Source organism: Streptomyces sp. GD-15H, from assembly GCF_045291515.1.
In the GTDB taxonomy this organism is placed as follows: Bacteria; Actinomycetota; Actinomycetes; order Streptomycetales; family Streptomycetaceae; genus Streptomyces.
This window is the reverse complement of record NZ_CP149447.1, coordinates 3,989,601-4,008,206: the sequence shown is the minus strand read 5'-3', so window position 1 is coordinate 4,008,206 and position 18,606 is coordinate 3,989,601. Positions and strand designations below refer to the sequence as shown.

Genomic DNA, 18,606 nt, shown 5'->3' with positions numbered 1-18,606 from the left:
GCGCGGGGCACGGCCCGTCGGTCACCCGCGTGGGTGACGCAGCCGTACCGAGACCCAGCGGGCCCGGCGGCGGAGGATAAGTGGAATCCCCACCCTGAGGTCCGTACCCGCCATGTGCGGTGCACCGCCTCGCTGGTGGGGTCCCCTGCCGCCCGCCGAGCGGCGGTCACGGCCTGCGTCACTGTAGTCGTGCGTCCAGCCCATACTCCGACGTTGCCCCCGACCCATGGTCGATAATCGCTTCAGGAGCCGCCAATTGGCCTATGCGCGAGGCAATTGGCCGTTCGTAGGACAGGTGTTCACTTCCGCTGTTCGGGTGTCTCCGCTCAGCGGTCGGGCTCCGGGTCCTTCAGCCAGTTGATCAGCTCGGTGGAGAACGCGACCGGGTCCTCCTCGTGCGGGAAGTGCCCGAGCCCGTCGAACAGACGCCAGCGGTACGGCGCTTCGACGTACTGTCCGGACCCGGCGGCGCTCCGGGTGCGCACCACGGGGTCCAGTGAGCCGTGCAGATGCAGCGTCGGCACCCGCACCGGCCGCTTCATCCGGCGGTTGAACTGGATGCCGTCGGGCCGGGCCATGGAGCGCACCATCCAGCGGTACGGCTCGATCGAGCAATGCGCCGTGGACGGGATGCACATGGCGCGCCGGTAGTTCTCCAGCGCCTTCTCCTCGGGCGGGCGCGGCCCGGACCAGTCCTGGATGAGCTTGGCCACCAGCGCCCCGTCGTCCGCGGTGAGCTGCCGCTCCGGGACCCAGGGCCGCTGGAACCCCCAGATGTGGGACATGGCGGACGACTGCCTGACGTCCGCGAGCATGGCCGACCGCCAGCGCCGCGGATGCGGCATGGACGCGACCGCGAGCCGTCGTACGAGCTTGGGGCGCATCGCCGCCGCCGTCCAGGCCAGGTATCCGCCCAGGTCGTGCCCGACCAGCGCGGCGTCCGGCTCACCGAGGGAACGGACCACGCCGGTGATGTCCAGCGCGAGGTTGGCCGGGTCGTAACCGCGCGGTGTGCGGTCGCTGCCCCCGACACCCCGCAGGTCCATGGCGACGGCGCGGAACCCGGCGTCGGCGAGTGCCGTCAGCTGGTGCCGCCAGGTCCACCAGAACTGCGGGAAGCCGTGCAGCAGCAGTACCAGCGGTCCGTCGCCGAGTTCCGCGATGTGGAAACGCGCGCCGTTGGCGGCCACGTCCCGGTGGGTCACCTCGGCGCCGCCCGGGATGTCGAGGCGTACGGCCGAGAGGGGTTGTGCCCAGGGAGTGGCGGGATCCGTCATGAGGACGAGCGTCCCACAGCTTCGATCGCCTCGGGGACCCGGTTCTTGGGCAGGTCGAGTTCGGGACGCGGGTGCGGCTTGGCCTTCTGCAGCACACCCGCCGTCTCCTTCACCGAGGCGGCGACCTTCTGCGGGCCGCGGCCCTTCTTCGCCTTCTTCGCGAAGACGACCCCGATCAGCGCGAGGACGAGCGCGATCAGCACGTTCGCCGCGAAGGACAACAGGAAGCAGAGGGCGAGGTTCCAGTCGGTCCAGGTGTGAATGCCGTAGGCCAGGGCGAAGTTCAGCATCGGCAGGGAGAACAGCAGTACGAGGCCGGCCAGGGTCAATGCCCCGCCGCTCGTCGCACCCCGCTTCACGTCCTGCTTGAGCTGCGCCTTTGCCAGCGCGATCTCGTCGTGCACCAGCGCCGACATGTTCTCCGTCGCCGAGGCGAACAGCTGGCCGATGCTGCGTTCGGCGCCGACCGGGCTGCCGTCGGGTGCGCTCATCGCGGTCTCCCTCTTCTGCGTACGTATCGCGTGCCTCTGTGTGCCGCTGCGTACGGTTCAGTCTGCCGTCTGACGGCCCATGTCCGACCGGCCGCCACGTCCGACCGCCCGGTCCGACCACTTGGGTCGGACCGGGCGAGTCCGGCCGCGTGCCTCCGACTGTCCTGACTTTTGTACCGTCTCGTCAGATCATGCCGGACCGTCGTGGTCCTCGCCTGCCCCGCCCGGCACTTCGGCAAGCCCGCGCCGCTGTTCGGTCTTCTCCCGGGCGAGCCGCCGGTGCTCGGCGGCCTTGCGGTCGTGGATCTCCGCCATGCGCAGGTGGTACGCCGGATCGTCCTCCTCGTACACGTCGGGGATGCCGCTGAGGTCGTCGTCGCGCTCCTCCTCCTGGATCAGCCTGCGGTACTTGGCGTTCCGTACCCGCAGCAGCACGGCCGCCATGGCGGTCGCGATCAGCGAACCGGTCAGCACGGCGGCCTTGACGCTGTCCGTCATCGCCGCGTCGCCCTCGAAGGCGAGTTCACCGATGAGCAGCGAGACGGTGAACCCGATCCCGGCCAGCGTCGCCACCGCCAGTACGTCCGCCCAGGCGAGGTCCTCGCTGAGCGAGGCCTTGGTGAAGCGTGTGGTCAGCCACGTACCGCCGAAGATGCCGACCGTCTTGCCGACGACGAGGCCGAGGACGACACCGAGCGTCTCGGGCGTGGTGAACACCTCCGCGAGCGCGCCGCCGGAGACCGCCACACCCGCGCTGAACAGGGCGAACAGCGGGACGGCGAGGCCCGAGGAGAGGGGCCGGACGAGGTGCTCGATGCGCTCACCGGGGGACTGCTCCTCACCCTCATGGCGGTGGCAGCGCACCATCAGGCCCATGGCGACACCGGCGATGGTGGCGTGGATGCCGCTGTTGTACATCAGGCCCCAGACGACGAGGGCGAGCGGCACGTACACGTACCAGCCGCGCACGCCCTTGCGCAGCAGCGTCCAGAAGACGGCCAGGCCCACCACGGCACCGGCGAGCGCGACGAAGTTCAGGTCGGCGGTGAAGAAGACCGCGATGATCAGAATCGCGAAGAGGTCGTCGACGACGGCGAGGGTGAGCAGGAAGGCGCGCAGCGCGCTCGGCAGGGAGGTGCCGAGCACGGCGAGCACGGCGAGCGCGAAGGCGATGTCGGTGGCGGTGGGCACGGCCCAGCCGGCCAGTGAACCGCCGCCGATGCCGCTGGTGAGCGTGTAGACGAGCGCCGGTACGGCCATGCCGCACAGGGCGGCGACGACGGGGAGTGCGGCGGCCTTGGGATCGCGCAGATCACCGGCGACGAGTTCGCGCTTGAGCTCGATTCCGGCGACGAAGAAGAAGACGGCGAGCAGTCCGTCGGCGGCCCAGTGCGCGACGGACAGGTTCAGGCCGAGAGCCTCGGGGCCGAAGTGGAAGTGGCTGACGCTCTCGTAGCTGTCGCGCAGGGCGGGCACGTTCGCCCAGACCAGCGCGGTGATCGCGGCGACGAGCAGCAGCACACCGCCGACGGTCTCGGTGCGCAGCGCGTTCGCGACGAAGTTCCGCTCGGGCAGGGAGAGGCGGCCGAAGGCTTTGCGGGGGGTGGGGCTGGGGGTGCGGGGCGCGGTCACGGGGGGTGGTCCTCTGGTCGTCGGGCAGCACGAATCGTGTGCCGACCAGACTTCCCGGCGCTCCATGAGACAGCTTGTGTGCGGGTGGCGTGCTGCGGCCACCTTTGTGTTCACTCTAACCAACGTGCTTCCGGGCCGCACCGAGGGCTTTCGGTGACGGAGGTCACGGGGGCACCCGGCGCGTGTGCGGCGCAGGGTGCCCCCGTGTTCCCGCGGTCGGCCGTCCCGTGGCGGCCGGCCGTCCCGTGCTCAGTCCTCGCCGGTCGACTGGGGCAGCTTCGCCTGGATCAGGTCCATCACGGTGGAGTCGGTCAGCGTGGTCACGTCACCGAGCTGGCGGTTCTCCGCGACGTCCCGCAGCAGCCGACGCATGATCTTGCCGGAGCGGGTCTTCGGCAGCTCGTTGACCGGCAGGATCCGCTTGGGCTTGGCGATCGGGCCGAGGGTGGCACCCACGTGGTCGCGCAGCTCGGCGACCAGGTCCTCGGTCTCCGCGGCCGTACCGCGCAGGATCACGAACGCGACGATGGCCTGCCCGGTCGTCTCGTCCGCCGCGCCGACCACGGCCGCCTCGGCGACCGACGGGTGGGCGACGAGCGCCGACTCGACCTCGGTGGTGGAGATGTTGTGACCGGAGACCAGCATCACGTCGTCGACCCGGCCGAGCAGCCAGATGTCGCCGTCGTCGTCCTTCTTGGCGCCGTCGCCGGCGAAGTACTTGCCTTCGAAGCGCGACCAGTACGTGTCGATGTACCGCTGGTCGTCGCCCCAGATGGTGCGCAGCATCGACGGCCACGGTTCGGTGAGGACCAGGTAGCCACCGCCGCCGGCGGGCACCTCGCGCGCCTCGTCGTCGACGACGGTCGCGGCGATGCCGGGCAGCGGGGTCTGGGCGGAGCCCGGCTTGGCGTCGGTCACGCCGGGCAGCGGCGAGATCATGATGCCGCCGGTCTCGGTCTGCCACCAGGTGTCCACCACGGGGGTGCGGTCCGCGCCGATGTTCTTGCGGTACCAGACCCACGCCTCGGGGTTGATCGGCTCGCCGACGGAGCCGAGGACCCGCAGCGAGGACAGGTCGAACTTCGCGGGGATGTCGTCGCCCCACTTCATGAACGTCCGGATCGCGGTGGGCGCCGTGTAGAGGATCGTCACGCCGTACTTCTGCACGATCTCCCAGAAGCGGCCCTGGTGCGGGGTGTCGGGCGTGCCCTCGTACATGACCTGGGTCGCGCCGTTGGCGAGCGGTCCGTAGACGATGTACGAGTGCCCGGTGACCCAGCCGACATCGGCCGTGCACCAGAACACGTCCGTTTCCGGCTTGAGGTCGAAGACCGACCAGTGCGTGTACGCCGTCTGGGTGAGGAAGCCGCCGGAGGTGTGCAGGATGCCCTTCGGCTTACCCGTGGTACCGGAGGTGTAGAGGATGAACAGCGGCTGCTCGGCCTCGAACGCCTCCGGGGTGTGCTCGGTGCTCTGGCGGCCCACCAGTTCGTGCCACCACTGGTCGCGGCCCTCGGTCCAGGCGACGTCCTGGCCGGTGCGGCGAACGACGAGAACGTGCCGCACGTTGTCGACGCGGCCGGCCGCCTCGTCCACGGCGGGCTTGAGCGCGGACGGCTTGCCGCGCCGGTAGCCGCCGTCGGCGGTGATGACGACCTTGGCGTCGGCGTCCTGGATACGGGTCGCGAGCGCGTCCGCCGAGAAACCGCCGAAGACGACGGAGTGCGCGGCGCCGATACGGGCGCAGGCCAGCATCGCGATCGCGGCCTCGGGGATCATCGGCAGGTAGACGGCGACCCGGTCGCCCTTCCGCACGCCCAGCTCCAGCAGGGCGTTGGCGGCCTGGGAGACCTCGTCCTTGAGCTGGGCGTAGGTGATCGCACGGCTGTCGCCGGGTTCGCCCTCGAAGTGGATGGCGACCCGGTCGCCGTGCCCGGCCTCCACATGCCGGTCCACGCAGTTGTAGGCGACGTTGAGCTCGCCGTCCTTGAACCACTTGGCGAACGGCGGGTTCGACCAGTCGAGCGTTTCGGTGGGCTCCTTGGCCCAGGTCAGTCGGCGGGCCTGCTCGGCCCAGAAGCCGAGCCTGTCAGCCTTGGCCTGTTCGTACGCCTCCGCGGTGACGTTGGCGTGTGCGGCCAGGTCGGCGGGGGGCGCGAACCTGCGTTCTTCCTTGAGCAGGTTGGCCAGGCTTTCGTTGCTCACGGCATCTGCCTTTCCCGGAGTGTCCGTTGTGTCCCAGGCCACAGCTCATCAGACCCAGGGGTGGGCTGACAAGGGCCGACGGCAAAGTGGTTTAGACCTTTTGAGGTCAACTCTTTGAGGTCAACCGATTGCTTTCGTGGCCAAGGGGGTCATCCGTACCCACGGACGCCGGCGGCACGCGGTTCAGCCTCTGTCACACCACTCATACCCGCGATGGCCCCTCACCGCGCCAGGTCCGCCGCTCGTACCCGGACGAACATGCCCTCCCCCGCCGTCTCGGTGAGGAGATACGCCTGCGCCTCACCCACATGGAAGTACATGCCGTGGAGCGCCAGGTTTCCGTCCTTCAGGGAGCGGGCCACCGACTCGTGGGCGCGCAGATGGTCGAGCTGCTGGACGGCGTTGGCCAGGCAGAGCCGCTCGGTCGTGTCGGCCGGTGCCCGCCCGCCGGGGTGCGCCCAGCCCGTGCTCGTCCCCGACGCGCGCCAGGCTCGGCAGTCCGTGCCGCAGCCACCGTCTCAGCGGAGTGCGGGCACCGCCCGGCTCCGGGTCGAGCAGGGCTTGGACGGTACCGCACCCCGAGTGCCCGCACACCGTGATGGAGCGCACCGCGAGCACCTCCACGGCGTACTCGACGGCGGCGGCCACCGAGTCGTCACCGCTCTCCTCACCTGGCGGTGGCACGAGGTTGCCGACATTGCGGACCGGTCGGCGGCGGGCTGTGTGGTGGGTGGGCACGCCCGGTCCGGTTCGGGTCGCTGGCGTGAGTGGTGGGAACACAGGCTGGCATGTTTCCCGTCTCCTCCGGGGCTGCACGGTCGCGGAAGTGGGGGTGACCCGCTCGACGGCAGGGCGGTCGCGGCCGTGGGTCACGGCGCCAGAACGACGGGACCGGTCAACGACGGCGAGGAGCCTCAACGGCAAGAATCTCAACCCTCAGTAAACGAATCGTAATTCACGGTAAAGGGCGAACATATGCTTTCCGAGCAAATGGGGTAATGAATCACTCACGCGGGTGAAGTGGGCGCTTCATCGGCTTGTCGTATTAATTCCTTCTCAGTCCCATGCGACTTTGGCGGCGCTGTCGGCGCGGACCGGCAAGCACCCGACATCGCCGCCCACAGGGTTGGCCCTGGAGAAGGAAGAAGGTGGGCGGACATGGCCGCCACCCGAAGGATCGCCGTGGGTATTGTGATCGCCGCGGTCTGTGCCGTCTCGCTCGCCGGCTGCGGGACCGGCACCGACGGTTCCGGCGAGGAATCTCAGGGCCGGAAGAAGGCGAAGCCGGCGCCGGGGCCGGGGCCGAAGGACACGGTCCGGCTGATCGGCGACGGCTCCACCGCGTACACCGGGGCCCAGCCGCACCTGTCCAAGCCCGAGCGGCTGGAGCCGGGCGAGAAGCCCCCGCAGTTCGTCGTCTTCTCGTGGGACGGCGCGGGTGAGGACAGTCAGAAGCTCTTCTCCCACTTCCGCAAGGTCGCCAAGGAGAACGACGCGACCATGACGTACTTCCTGAGCGGCGTGTACATGCTCCCGGAGGAGAAGCGTGACCTGTACCGTCCGCCGCAGCACTCGCCGGGCCGGTCCGACATCGGCTTCAACGACGCCGAGGGAATCGCCGCCACCGTGCAGCAGCTGCGCCTGGCGTGGCTCGAGGGCAACGAGATCGGCACCCACTTCAACGGTCACTTCTGCGGCCCCGACGGCGGGGTCGGCGAGTGGTCGGTGGCGGAGTGGAAGGACGAGATCGCCCAGGCCAAATGGTTCGTGAAGACCTGGAAGACCCACACCGGCCTGAAGAACGCGGCCCCCCTCCCCTTCGACTACGACAAGGAGCTGATCGGCGCCCGCACCCCCTGTCTGGAGGGCCAGGAGAACTTCACGAAGGCCGCGAGGGAGCTGGGCTTCCGCTACGACACCAGTGGTGTCAACAACCAGGTGTGGCCGAAGAAGAAGCAGGGACTGTGGGATCTGTCGCTGCAGCTCGTCCCGTTCCCCGGGCACTCCTTCGAACAGCTCACCATGGACTACAACTTCATGGTCAACCAGTCCGGCACCAGAACCCAGGGCGACCCCGCCAAGCACGAACAGTGGGGGGACGAGATGCGGGACGGCCTGCTCGCGGGCTTCGAGCGGGCCTACGACGGAAACCGGGCACCTCTGATCATCGGCAACCACTTCGAGTCCTGGAACGGCGGTACCTACATGCGTGCCGTCGAGGAGGTCGTCGAGGAGGTGTGCACCAAGCCCGACGTACGCTGTGTCTCCTTCCGGCAGCTCGCGGACTGGCTGGACGCCCAGGACCCGAAGACCCTGGCGAAGCTGCGCACCCTGACCGTGGGCGAGGCCCCGAAGCAGGGCTGGAAGTCCTTCCTGTCCGGCACCCCTGCGCCGGCTCCCAAGGGTGTGCCCGGGGCGCCCGCGGCGAGGGGGTGAGCAATGCCCTTCGCCACGGCTTCGGCGGGCAGGCCGGAGTGAAGAAGACCACTCCTTCGCGGGGCGGGCGCCCAGGGTGCGTAATGTCGTACTCATGAGTACGACAGGCGCGACTGCCGATCCTCCTCCAAGCTCTCGGAAGAGCTCGAGCAGGGGGGACCCCCTTGCGGCCCTGGGCTCGCTGCCCGGTGTGTCCGACTCCGTGGAATCCGTCCGCAAGGCCGTGGACCGGGTCTACAAGCACCGGGTCATGCGGCGGCGCAGCAACGAGATCACCTCCGAGGCGGCGCTGCGCGGCGCCCGCGGCTCGGCGGCGCTGTCCGGCGCGGACTGGGCTCTGGAGGAGGTGCGCCGGCGCAGCGACTTCGGCAGCGGCGACGAGGCGCGCACGGTGGGCGCGGCCCTGCGGCTGTCCGCCGAGGCGGGGCAGTTGCTGTCCATCTGGCGCCAGTCGCCGCTGAGGGTGCTTGCCCGGCTGCATCTGGTGGCGGCGGCCGACCAGGCCGACCAGGTCGGACGGCCGCGGAAGGAGGGCGAGCCGGTCGACGAGCCCTTGATCGGGCTTCCGCTGCCCACTGCCGCGGAGGCGCACGGCCGGCTGGAGGGCCTGTCGGAGCTGATCATCGCGGGCAGCTCCGCCCCGGCGCTGGTGACGGCAGCCGTCGTGCACGGTGAACTGCTCGCGCTGCGCCCCTTCGCCTCTCACAACGGCCTTCTCGCACGTACGGCCGAACGCATCGTGCTGGTCGGCAGCGGGCTGGACCCGAAGTCGGTCTGCCCGGCCGAGGTGGGCCATGCCGAACTGGGTCATGGGGCCTATCTGACCGCTCTGGAGGGTTATGTCTCGGGCACTCCCGAGGGCGTGGCCTCCTGGATCGCCCACTGCGGACGTGCCGTCGAGCTGGGGGCACGCGAGTCCACGGCGGTGTGCGAGGCGCTGCAGCGCGGGGCGGCGTAGCGGCGGTCGCGCGCAGATGCGGCGGTACGAGAACTCGTACCGCCGCTGGCATGTCCACCTGGTTACCAAGCGTCCTCGATATATGCCCATCAGGTCGGGAACATTGGCCCGTCCCTGGTGCGGCTGGCCCGTAATCGACGGGTCGACGTCGCGTGGGTGCCCGGTGGCCATGCTCGGTCCGTAAGGCCAAATGCGTTGCGAAGGGAATCCTCTCGGATGTCCTTGGTCTCGCGGGCCGTCAAGTCCTTTGTACTCCAGGTTCGAAGTAAGCGGAAGTGCTGGACCCGCTTCTTTACTTTTAGGTTCAAAGGCGTGTTAATCGGGCGCCCGTCCGGCGAAGGGGTGCCGGCCCATCGGCGCGTCGTGCGGGGTGGCCGGTCAGGCCACCGTCGCGCGGCGTCGGCTCGTGTACCAGACCAGGCCCGCGGTGGCCGCGGCGGCGCCTATGGCGGCAGCCGCCACAAGGGCCGGGCGGGGAGGTGCGGAGAGCGCGGGAAGGCGCTGCTTGAGCCGGACGGGCCGGTGGAAGTCCAGGATCGGCCACTCGCGCGCGACCGCTTCGCGGCGCAGTGCCCGGTCCGGGTTCACGGCGTGCGGGTGGCCCACGGACTCCAGCATCGGCAGATCGGTCGCCGAGTCGCTGTAGGCGTAGCAGCGGGCGAGGTCGTAGCCCTCGGAACCGGCCAGCTCCCTGATCGCCTCGGCCTTGGTCGGGCCGTACGCGTAGTACTCCACCTCCCCGGTGAAGCATCCGTCGTCGCCCACGACCATGCGTGTGGCCACGACCCGGTCCGCGCCGAGCAGCTCGCCGATCGGCTCGACCACCTCGGCGCCCGAGGTGGACACGATCACCACGTCGCGGCCGGCGGTGTGGTGCTGCTCGATGAGGGTGGCGGCCTCGTCGTAGATGATCGGGTCGATCAGGTCGTGCAGGGTCTCGGCGACGATCTCCTTGACCTGTTGGACGTTCCAGCCGCGGCACAGTGCGGACAGGTACTTGCGCATCCGTTCCATCTGGTCGTGGTCGGCGCCGCCGGCCAGGAAGACGAACTGGGCGTATGCGGTGCGCAGGACTGCCCTGCGGTTGATCAGACCGCCTTGGTAGAAGGACTTGCTGAACGTGAGCGTGCTCGACTTCGCGATGACCGTCTTGTCCAGATCGAAGAAGGCAGCTGCGCGGGGCAGTGAGTGGTTTTCCACGCCTTGAGCATAGGTGCAGCCCATTCGGCGTAAGGTGTGGCGTGGTGGGTTTGCCTGAGAGGGCTCTCGGGTACACCATGGAAGTCACGGATCGTTCGCGACCGTGCTAACCCGGTCCGGCTCCTCCCCCCGAGTCGGCCGTGGGGACGACCCCCGCTCTCCCCGGCGGGGGTCGTCGCATGTCTGGGTGGGTTTTCTTCTTCTTCTCATGGCCGAGGCGTGGTCTGTCAACCAGGATCGGTCAGCTTCTGACATGTACATGGTAAATAACCCTGTGTAGCCGCGGGACTGCTCTGCGGAAGTCGCACAGGAAGTGTGCCGGGCTCACCGGTACGGGTGGCGGCGGTATTCACAACCGTTGGCCCGTCCACAGTTTTTGACCAAGATCCACACGATTTTCCGGATCGCTGCACCGTGATTCCAGCGCGTCCCGCTCGCGGCGAGTTCATCGCCGGTTCTGTGTTTGTCGAGTCGCGCATGGCCGGTTTCGGTCGGCCGTTCATATGGAGACCGCTTGCCGGTTCTTCACACGTTTGGGAATCGCGGGCCGCAGGGGCGCCGCGAGATGCAGCGAAGGGGGACGAAAATGGCAGGAACCGTCACACACGATCCGCCGCCCGCCACCGGAGGAGGCAGGCAGGGTGGACCGCTGATCGTCACCGAGGATCCCGGACTTCTCGACGATCTGCTGCGTCTGTGCGCCGCGGCCGGCGCCACCCCGGAGGTCCACCACGGGGTTCCGGAGCCGAGGGGCAGCTGGGAGGCGGCGCCGCTCGTCCTCGTCGGCGACGACGCCGCTCGGCGAGTACGCGGTGCCGTGCGCAGGCGAGGAGTCGTCCTGGTCGGCCGCGACCAGGACGACTCCGGGGTCTGGCGCAGGGCCGTGGAGATCGGCGCCGACCATGTGCTGATGCTCCCCGACGGCGAGCAGTGGCTGGTCGACCGCATCGCCGACGTGGCCGAGGGCGTCGGCCAGGCCCTGACCGTCGGCGTCCTCGGCGGCCGGGGCGGGGCCGGAGCCTCCACCCTCGCATGCGCGCTCGCCGTCACCTCGGCGCGGGAGGGACTGCGCACCCTCCTGGTGGACGCGGATCCGCTGGGCGGTGGACTCGACGTGGTCCTCGGGGGCGAAACGGCGGAAGGGCTGCGCTGGCCCGCGTTCGCCGCCTCCCGGGGGCGGGTCGGCGGTGGCGCCCTGGAGGAGTCGTTGCCCGAACTGCACTCGCTGCGGGTGCTCAGCTGGGACCGGGGCGACTGCGTCGCCGTACCGCCCCAGGCCGTACGGGCGGTGCTCGCCGCGGCCCGGCGCGGGGGCGGCACGGTCGTGGTCGACCTGCCCCGCCGCGTCGACAGCGGGGTGGCCGAGGCCCTTGCGCAACTCGACCTCGGGCTTCTGGTGGTCCCCGCCGAGCTGCGCGCCGTCGCGGCGGCCGGACGGGTCGCCTCCGCCGTCGGCATGGTCCTGCGCGACCTGCGGGTGGCGGTGCGCGGCCCGTACGCGCCCGGCCTCGACGACCGTGAGGTGGCCCGGCTGCTCGGACTGCCCCTCGCAGGAGACGTGCCCGTCGAGCCCGCCCTCCAGCATCCGTCCGGGTCGGGACAACCGCCCGCGGCGTCCGGCCGGGGTCCGCTGGCCCGCTTCTGCAAGGAGTTCTGGGAGCGGGCGCTGGTGGAGGTGAGGGCGGCATGAGTATCAGGAGGGCGGAGAGGCCACGTCATGCGCTGGTGGGCGGCCCGGAGGGCGCGGCGCTCGACGGGACGCACGGTGTGCCGCCGACGCGCTCGCGAGGCGCGACCGCGGTCGGTTTCCGTAGCGTGCCCGCGGCGGGTTCCCGGAGTGCCGTGGCCCGGAGTGCCGTGGTGGCGGGGAACGGGGCCGGGGCACCGTTGACGGGAGAGACGTCCGGCATGCCGGGGAGCGGGCCGGGGGCGCCTTTCGGCCTGCTCGACGGAGTACGGCGGTGGCTCGCGGAGAGCGGGTCCGAGCCGACGCCCGCGCGGGTGGCGCAGGCGCTGCGGGAGCAGGGGCGAGTCCTCGGCGACGCCGAAGTGCTGGGGGCCGCCGAACACCTGCGGTCCGAGCTGATCGGCAGCGGCCCGCTGGATCCGCTCCTCGTCGACCGGTCGGTGACCGATGTGCTCGTGTCGGCACCGGACCGGGTCTGGGTGGACCGGGGCGGCGGGCTGGAGCTCACCCAAGTCTGCTTCCCGGACGCGGTCGCCGTACGGCGGCTCGCCCAGAGGCTCGCCGCCGTGGCCAGGCGCCTGGACGACGCCCGTCCCTGGGTGGACGCGCGGCTGCCCGACGGGACACGGCTCCACGCGGTACTGCCCCCGGTGGCCATCGGCTGCACCTGCCTGTCGCTGCGGGTCGTACGGCCCCGCGCCTTCACCCTGGACGAACTGACGGCGGCGGGGACGGTGCCACCGGGCGGCGACCGGATCCTGCGCGCGCTGCTCGACGCGCGGCTCTCCTTCCTGGTCAGTGGCGGCACCGGGACCGGCAAGACGACCCTGCTCAGCGCTCTGCTGGGGCTGGTCGGGCCGGACGAGCGGATCGTCCTGGCCGAGGACTCGGCCGAACTGCGGCCCGACCATCCGCATGTCGTCCGCCTGGAAAGCAGGCCCGCGAACCAGGAGGGCGCCGGACTCGTCACGCTCGAGGACCTGGTGCGCCAGGCACTGCGGATGCGGCCGGACCGGCTGGTCGTGGGGGAGGTCCGTGGCCCCGAGGTGGTCCACCTCCTGGCCGCCCTCAACACGGGACACGAAGGCTCGGGGACCGTCCACGCCAACGCCGCCGCGGACGTACCCGCCCGGCTGGAGGCGCTCGGCACGGCGGCCGGGCTCGACCGGTTCGCGCTGCACAGTCAACTGGCGGCCGCCCTGTCCGTGGTGCTGCACCTCGTACGTGACCGGGGTGGCCGGAGGCGGATCGCGGAGGTGCACGTGCTGGAACGGGACCCGTCGGGGCTGGTGCGGACGGTGCCCGCGCTGCGGTGGGGCCCGGACGCCTTCGCTCGCGAGCCGGGGTGGGAGCGGCTGCGGGAGCTGCTCCGGAACGGGAGTGGGGGCGGCGGACGGTGAGGGAGTGGGAGTGGGGCGGGGGCGGTCGAGGGTGAGAGGGGAGCGAGGGTGAGCGGGACGGCCGGGATGTCGACCGGGGCGGCCATGGCGTGCCTCGGGGGCGCCGCGTGGCTGCTGGGCGGCGGGCGGGCCGGAGTCAGGCGGGCGCGGCTGCTGCTGGCCGGCGGAGGAGCCGTCGGGAGCGGGCCGCCGGGATGGCCCCGGGTGGTCCGCGAGTGGAGGCGCTTCCGGGGACGGCTGCGGGCCGAATGGTGGGCCCTGGCCGCCGGAGTGGTGCTGGCGCTGCTGGGTTCGTCGGTGTTGCCGGTCGTCGCGGGGGCGGCCGGGGTGCCGTTGCTGCGGCGGGTGCGGCTGGCCGCTCGGGAGCGCCGGGTCCGCGAGCGCCGGACCGACGCGGTGATCGCGCTGTGCGGGGCACTCGCCGGGGAGGTGCGTGCCGGGCGGCAGCCGGGTGAGGCACTGTCGCCGGCCGCGCGTGACTCCGGCGGTCTCGGCGAAGCGCAGGCGGCGGTCTTGGCGGCAGCACGGTTCGGCGGGGATGTCCCGGACGGGCTCGCGGCGGCGGCACGGCAGCCGGGTGCCGAGGGGCTTCGGGGGCTCGCCGCGTGCTGGCGGGTCGCCGTCGACCAGGGGGCGGGGCTCGCGGCCGGACTCGACCGGCTGGAAGCGGCGCTGCGTGCCGAACGGGACCAGCGCGGTGACCTGCGCGCCCAGCTGGCCGGTGCCCGGGCCACCGCGGTGATGCTCGCCGGACTCCCGGCCCTGGGGCTCGGACTCGGCGCGGCCCTCGGGGCCGACCCGCTGCACATCCTGCTGCACACCGCGTCGGGGTTCGGCTGCCTTGTGGCCGGCGGGGTTCTGGAGGGCCTGGGGCTGTGGTGGGTGCTGCGGATCATGCGGGGAGCCGAGGAGGCATCGCCATGAGCGGCGAGGTTGTCCACAGGCTGGGGGTGTTCGTGGGGATGGCGCTGGCGATCGGCTGGCCGACCTGGTGGCTGCGCCGGACGCGGTGCGAGCGCCGGGTACGACGACGGCTGGCCGGGATGTCGGCCGTGGAACCGCCGGCCTCCCGGCCGCGCCTTGCCGTGCCGGGAACCCCGCGGAGTTGGCTGCCCCCGGTGGGCGTGGTGTGCGCGGGCTGGCTACTGGTGGGCGGCCTCACCGGAGTACTGGTGGGGCTGGCCTGTGCCGCCGGACTGTGGCGGTGGTGGCGATGGCGGCTGCGCCAGACGGCTGCCGGAGCGCACGTGCGGGAGCGCGAGGCGGCCGGTGCGGCGCGGCAACTGCCCCTCGCCGCCGATCTGCTGGCCGCCTGCATCGCGGCGGGCGCCGGTCCGGTACCGGCCGCGCAGGCCGTCGGCGAGGCCCTGGGCGGGCCGGTCGGGGACGCGCTGGCACAGGGCGCGGCAGAGGTACGGCTCGGCGGTGAACCGGGCGTGGCCTGGCGGCGGCTGGCCTCCGTGCCGGGAGCCGCTGCACTGGCCCGGCTGCTGGAACGGGCCGACGTGTCCGGGCTTCCCATGGCCGCGCCCGTCGCGCGGCTCGCCGTGGAGTCCCGTGCGCAGTGGGCCCGTGCGGCGACGACACGGGCACGGCGGGCGGCCGTCATGGTCACCGCACCCGTGGGTCTGTGCTTTCTGCCCGCGTTCATCGCGGTCGGCGTGCTGCCCGTAGTGATCGGACTCGCGGACGGGGTGCTGGGAGGGGGTGGTCGATGACGGGAGGGACGGCAACGGTACGGCGGCAGGTGAGCCGGTGACTCGGTGAGTCGCTGGGCCGGTGAGCAGGGCGAACAGTCGAGTGGTTTCAACAGGACCTTTCCATACGGGGGTTGAGATGTATCAGGTGGTACGGGCACGGCTGCGTGCCCTGGTGTGCAGGATGCGCGCGGCGCGGAGGGATACCGGAATGGTCACCTCCGAGTACGCGATGGGCATCGTGGCGGCGGTGGCGTTCGCCGTGGTGCTCTACAAGGTGGTGACGAGCGGCCCGGTCGACGCGGCGCTGACGAAGATCGTGGAGCAGGCGCTCGATGGCCGGATGTGAGCGTCGTGCGGGCCGTGGGCCCTGTGAGCGCGCGGACCGTGGGGTCCGTGAGCGTCGTGCGGACCGGGGGTTCGTGACCGCGGAGGCGGCGATGGTACTGCCTGTGCTGGTGATGTTCGCGATGGCGCTGGTGTGGGGGCTACTGGTGGTGGCGGCGCAGATCCAGTGCGTGGACGCGGCCCGCACGGGTGCCCGCGCGGCGGCCCGGCAGGACCCCCCGGACGCGGTCGTCGAGGTGGCCCGCCGGGCGGCGCCGTCCGGGGCGGAGGTCACCGTGCGCCGGGAGGCGGCGGGGGTCCGTGTGGTCGTCGTGGCCAGGCCCCCGGTGCTGCGCGGCCTGCCCTTCGACGTACGGGAGGAGGCGGTGGCCGCCGTGGAGGAGACGGTGGGGGCGGGCACATGAAGAGCGGGTTCGGCAACCGGCGCCGGCGGCCGAACGGCCGGTTCCCCGGCCGCGGCCGGGGACGTGACCGCGGGTCTGCGACCGTCTGGAGTGTCGGGGTGATCGCCGTGTTGTGTGTCGTCTTCGGTGTGGTCCTCGCCCTCGGCCAGGCCGCCGTGGTCCGGCACCGGGCGGCCGGGGGCGCGGACCTCGCCGCGCTGGCGGCGGCGGACCGGTGGATGGACGGCGAGGCGCCGGCCTGCGCGCGGGCCGGCCGGGTGGCGCGGGCGCAGGGCACCCGCCTCGTACGGTGCGCGGTCGACGGTGAGGTCTCGGACGTGTCGGTGGCCTCGGGACGAGGACCGTTCGCGGCGGAGGTCAGGGCACGGGCGGGGCCTGCCGGTCCGCCTCCTTCGCCGGCGAATCCTCCGCCGGCGCCGGGGCCCCCTCCAGCAGCACGGTGAGCAGCCGTACCGCACCCCGCTTGTGCAGAGGGTCGTTGCCGTTGCCGCACTTGGGGGACTGGATGCAGGAGGGGCACCCGGCGTCGCACTCGCAGGACGCGATGGCCTGCCGGGTGGCGGTGAGCCAGTCGCCGGCGGTGTGGAAGGCACGCTCCGCGAAACCCGCCCCGCCCGGATGCCCGTCGTGGACGAAGACGGTGGGCAGCAAGGTGTCGGGGTGCAGGGGGACGGAGACGCCGCCGATGTCCCAGCGGTCGCAGGTCGCGAAGAGGGGCAGCATGCCGATCGACGCGTGCTCGGCGGCGTGCAGGGCACCGCCGAGGATCTCCGGGCCGACCCGGGCCCGGTCCAGCTGGTCCTCGGTGACCGTCCACCACACCGCGCGGGTGCGCAGCGTACGAGGAGGCAGGTCGAGTTTCGTCTCGCCCAGCACCTCGCCGGTGATGACCCGTCGACGCAGGAAGGAGACCACTTGGTTGGTGACCTCGACGGAGCCGAAGCACAGTCGGCCGTCGCCCCACGGGATCTCGGTGTCCGTCTCCAGCACGGAGATGGACGTCGTGTCGCGGGCGACCGTCGTGTAGGACGGGGCGGCCTGCTCGACCAGGGCGACGGAATCGTCCAGGTCGAGGGAGCGGACGAGATACGTGCGGCCCTGGTGGAGATGGACCGCGCCCTCGTGGACGGCCGTGTGCGCGGCGCTCGCGTCCACCGTGCCGAGCAGCCGTCCGGTGCCGGACTCGACGACCTGGACCGGTCGGCCGCCCTCCCCGCGGATGTCGGTCAGGTCGGCGGCCCGCTCCCGGCGGGTCCAGTGCCAGGCCTTCGTCCGGCGGCGGAGCAGCTTCGCGGCCTCCAGCTGCGGCAGGAGACCCTCCGTGGCCGGTCCGAAAAGTTCCAGGTCCTCGTCCGTCAGGGGCAGTTCCTCGGCCGCCGCGCACAGGTGCGGGGCGAGTACGTAGGGGTTGTCGGGGTCGAGGACGGTGCATTCCACGGGCTGGTCGAACAGGGCTTCGGGGTGGTGGACGAGGAAGGTGTCCAGGGGGTCGTCGCGGGCGACCAGGACGGCGAGGGCACCCTGCCCGGACCGCCCCGCGCGGCCCGCTTGCTGCCACAGGGACGCCCGGGTGCCCGGGTAGCCGGCGATCACGACGGCGTCCAGGCCGGAGATGTCCACGCCGAGTTCCAGGGCGTTCGTCGCGGCGAGCCCGAGGAGTTCGCCGGAGTGCAGGGCACGTTCGAGGGCACGGCGCTCCTCGGGGAGATAGCCGCCTCGGTAGGCCGCCACGCGCCGGGCCAGTGAGCGGTCGACTTCGGCGAGGCGTTCCTGCGCGATCAGCGCGATCAGCTCGGCGCCGCGCCGGGAGCGTACGAAGGTGACCGAGCGGACGCCCTGCACGGTGAGGTCGGTCAGCAGGTCGGCGGCCTCGGCGGTGGCCGTACGGCGGACGGGGGCGCCCTTCTCGCCGTGCAGCTCGGTCAGCGGAGGCTCCCAGAGGGCGAACACCAGTTCGCCGCGCGGTGAGGCGTCGTCGGTGACCTCGACCACCGGCAGGCCGGTGAGCCGGCGGGCGGCGACCGCGGGCTCGGCGGCGGTCGCGGAGGCCAGCAGGAACACGGGGGAGGAACCGTAGCGCGCGCAGAGGCGGCGCAGCCGGCGCAGTACCTGGGCCACGTGCGAGCCGAAGACGCCCCGGTAGGTGTGGCACTCGTCGATGACGACGTACTTCAGCGATTTCAGGAAGGAGGACCAGCGCGGGTGGGACGGGAGCATGGCCCGGTGCAGCATGTCCGGGTTGGTCAGGACGTAGTTGGCGTACCGGCGGATCCACTCGCGTTCCTCGAACGGCGTGTCGCCGTCGTGGACCGCCGCGCGCACCGAATGGCCCAGAGGTTGTGAAAGTTCCTTCACAGCACGGCACTGGTCGGCCGCCAGGGCCTTCGTGGGGGCCAGGTAGAGGGCAGTCGCACCCCGGCCGTTCGGGGCCTCGGAGCCGTCCAGGAGCGCCGACAGGACCGGCGTGAGATACGCGAGGGACTTGCCGGAGGCGGTACCGGTGGCGACCACGACCGACTCGCCGTCCAGGGCGTGCTCGGCGGCGCGTGCCTGGTGGGCCCAGGGATGGCCGATGCCCGCCGCCCGCACGGCGGCGAGCACCTCCGGGCGGATCCGGCCCGGCCAGGCGGCATGGCGACCCGCCCGCGGGGGCATGTGCTCCGTATGTGTAATGCGCGAAGCCCGGCTCGGTCCGGCGGCGAGCCGCTCCAGGAGCACCCCCGGCACGGGCTGGGAAGCGCTGTCCGCCGGGGGCCGATCGGGTCGAAGATTCTTGGCCATCGAGACCGAGTGTGTCACTGGCATGACGGACAATGGGGCCAAGGCGTCGTGCACGCCTGCCGGTAAGTGATTGAATGCCATCGCGGCTGG

At 71.7% G+C, this 18,606-nt stretch carries 16 protein-coding genes and 1 pseudogene; 9 read left to right on the top strand and 8 right to left on the bottom strand.

All coding sequences use genetic code 11. From position 1 onward, the window contains the following. Window positions 1-21: 21 nt before the first annotated feature. The 6 genes and pseudogenes from WJ438_RS18690 to WJ438_RS18665 form a co-directional block, all read right to left on the bottom strand. The gene (locus WJ438_RS18690) at window positions 22-204 is read right to left on the bottom strand and encodes a hypothetical protein (protein ID WP_406726265.1); all 183 of its coding nucleotides are present in this window, start codon (window positions 202-204) and stop codon (window positions 22-24) included. Window positions 205-326: 122 nt separating this feature from the next. Further along, a complete protein-coding gene (locus WJ438_RS18685; RefSeq protein ID WP_406726264.1) occupies window positions 327-1,277 on the bottom strand; it encodes an alpha/beta fold hydrolase in 951 nt (316 codons plus the stop codon). Then, window positions 1,274-1,768 carry a phage holin family protein gene (locus WJ438_RS18680; protein ID WP_406726263.1) on the bottom strand — a complete coding sequence of 165 codons (495 nt, stop codon included), beginning with the start codon at window positions 1,766-1,768 and terminating at the stop codon, window positions 1,274-1,276. The genes WJ438_RS18685 and WJ438_RS18680 overlap by 4 nt, the downstream gene beginning before the upstream one ends. A 189-nt stretch (window positions 1,769-1,957) precedes the next feature. Continuing rightward, window positions 1,958-3,400 (bottom strand): Na+/H+ antiporter NhaA, encoded by a 1,443-nt coding sequence (nhaA, locus tag WJ438_RS18675; RefSeq protein WP_406726262.1) that lies wholly within the window; start codon window positions 3,398-3,400, stop codon window positions 1,958-1,960. Between the two features lie 249 nt (window positions 3,401-3,649). After that, window positions 3,650-5,605 carry an acetate--CoA ligase gene (gene acs, locus WJ438_RS18670; protein ID WP_406726261.1) on the bottom strand — a complete coding sequence of 652 codons (1,956 nt, stop codon included), beginning with the start codon at window positions 5,603-5,605 and terminating at the stop codon, window positions 3,650-3,652. A 221-nt stretch (window positions 5,606-5,826) separates the two neighbouring features. Beyond that, window positions 5,827-6,310: pseudogene (locus tag WJ438_RS18665) on the bottom strand (carbonic anhydrase); the annotation flags it as partial. A gap of 453 nt (window positions 6,311-6,763) precedes the next feature. Between WJ438_RS18665 and WJ438_RS18660 the strand changes: the two are divergent. Both WJ438_RS18660 and WJ438_RS18655 read left to right on the top strand, forming a co-directional pair. Next, window positions 6,764-8,041, top strand: a complete 1,278-nt coding sequence (locus WJ438_RS18660) for a hypothetical protein (protein WP_406726260.1) — start codon at window positions 6,764-6,766, stop codon at window positions 8,039-8,041. A gap of 94 nt (window positions 8,042-8,135) precedes the next feature. Continuing rightward, window positions 8,136-8,999 carry an oxidoreductase gene (locus WJ438_RS18655; RefSeq protein ID WP_406726259.1) on the top strand — a complete coding sequence of 288 codons (864 nt, stop codon included), beginning with the start codon at window positions 8,136-8,138 and terminating at the stop codon, window positions 8,997-8,999. A gap of 378 nt (window positions 9,000-9,377) precedes the next feature. Here the strand turns inward: WJ438_RS18655 and WJ438_RS18650 are convergent, their stop codons facing one another. Next, window positions 9,378-10,223 (bottom strand): HAD family hydrolase, encoded by an 846-nt coding sequence (locus tag WJ438_RS18650; protein WP_406726258.1) that lies wholly within the window; start codon window positions 10,221-10,223, stop codon window positions 9,378-9,380. Between the two features lie 562 nt (window positions 10,224-10,785). Between WJ438_RS18650 and ssd the strand changes: the two genes are divergently transcribed. From ssd to WJ438_RS18615, 7 genes are all read left to right on the top strand, one after another. Further along, entirely contained in the window at window positions 10,786-11,889 is a 1,104-nt protein-coding gene (gene ssd, locus WJ438_RS18645; protein WP_406726256.1) for a septum site-determining protein Ssd, read from the top strand. A 218-nt stretch (window positions 11,890-12,107) separates the two neighbouring features. After that, window positions 12,108-13,286, top strand: coding sequence for a TadA family conjugal transfer-associated ATPase (locus WJ438_RS18640; RefSeq protein ID WP_406729730.1), 1,179 nt, complete (start codon window positions 12,108-12,110; stop codon window positions 13,284-13,286). Between the two features lie 66 nt (window positions 13,287-13,352). Further along, window positions 13,353-14,210 carry a type II secretion system F family protein gene (locus WJ438_RS18635; RefSeq protein ID WP_406729729.1) on the top strand — a complete coding sequence of 286 codons (858 nt, stop codon included), beginning with the start codon at window positions 13,353-13,355 and terminating at the stop codon, window positions 14,208-14,210. Then, on the top strand, window positions 14,207-15,004 hold the full coding sequence (locus WJ438_RS18630) for a type II secretion system F family protein (RefSeq protein WP_406726255.1): 798 nt from the start codon (window positions 14,207-14,209) through the stop codon (window positions 15,002-15,004). Before WJ438_RS18635 ends, WJ438_RS18630 begins: the two co-directional genes overlap by 4 nt. 118 nt (window positions 15,005-15,122) lie before the next feature. After that, window positions 15,123-15,332 carry a DUF4244 domain-containing protein gene (locus WJ438_RS18625; RefSeq protein WP_406726254.1) on the top strand — a complete coding sequence of 70 codons (210 nt, stop codon included), beginning with the start codon at window positions 15,123-15,125 and terminating at the stop codon, window positions 15,330-15,332. After that, window positions 15,319-15,735, top strand: a complete 417-nt coding sequence (locus tag WJ438_RS18620; RefSeq protein ID WP_406726253.1) for a TadE family type IV pilus minor pilin — start codon at window positions 15,319-15,321, stop codon at window positions 15,733-15,735. The genes WJ438_RS18625 and WJ438_RS18620 overlap by 14 nt, the downstream gene beginning before the upstream one ends. After that, entirely contained in the window at window positions 15,732-16,178 is a 447-nt protein-coding gene (locus tag WJ438_RS18615; protein ID WP_406726252.1) for an Rv3654c family TadE-like protein, read from the top strand. Before WJ438_RS18620 ends, WJ438_RS18615 begins: the two co-directional genes overlap by 4 nt. Here the strand turns inward: WJ438_RS18615 and WJ438_RS18610 are convergent. Then, complete coding sequence (locus WJ438_RS18610) at window positions 16,093-18,597, bottom strand: DEAD/DEAH box helicase (RefSeq protein ID WP_406726251.1); 2,505 nt, start codon at window positions 18,595-18,597, stop codon at window positions 16,093-16,095. The genes WJ438_RS18615 and WJ438_RS18610 overlap by 86 nt on opposite strands. Window positions 18,598-18,606 lie beyond the last annotated feature (9 nt).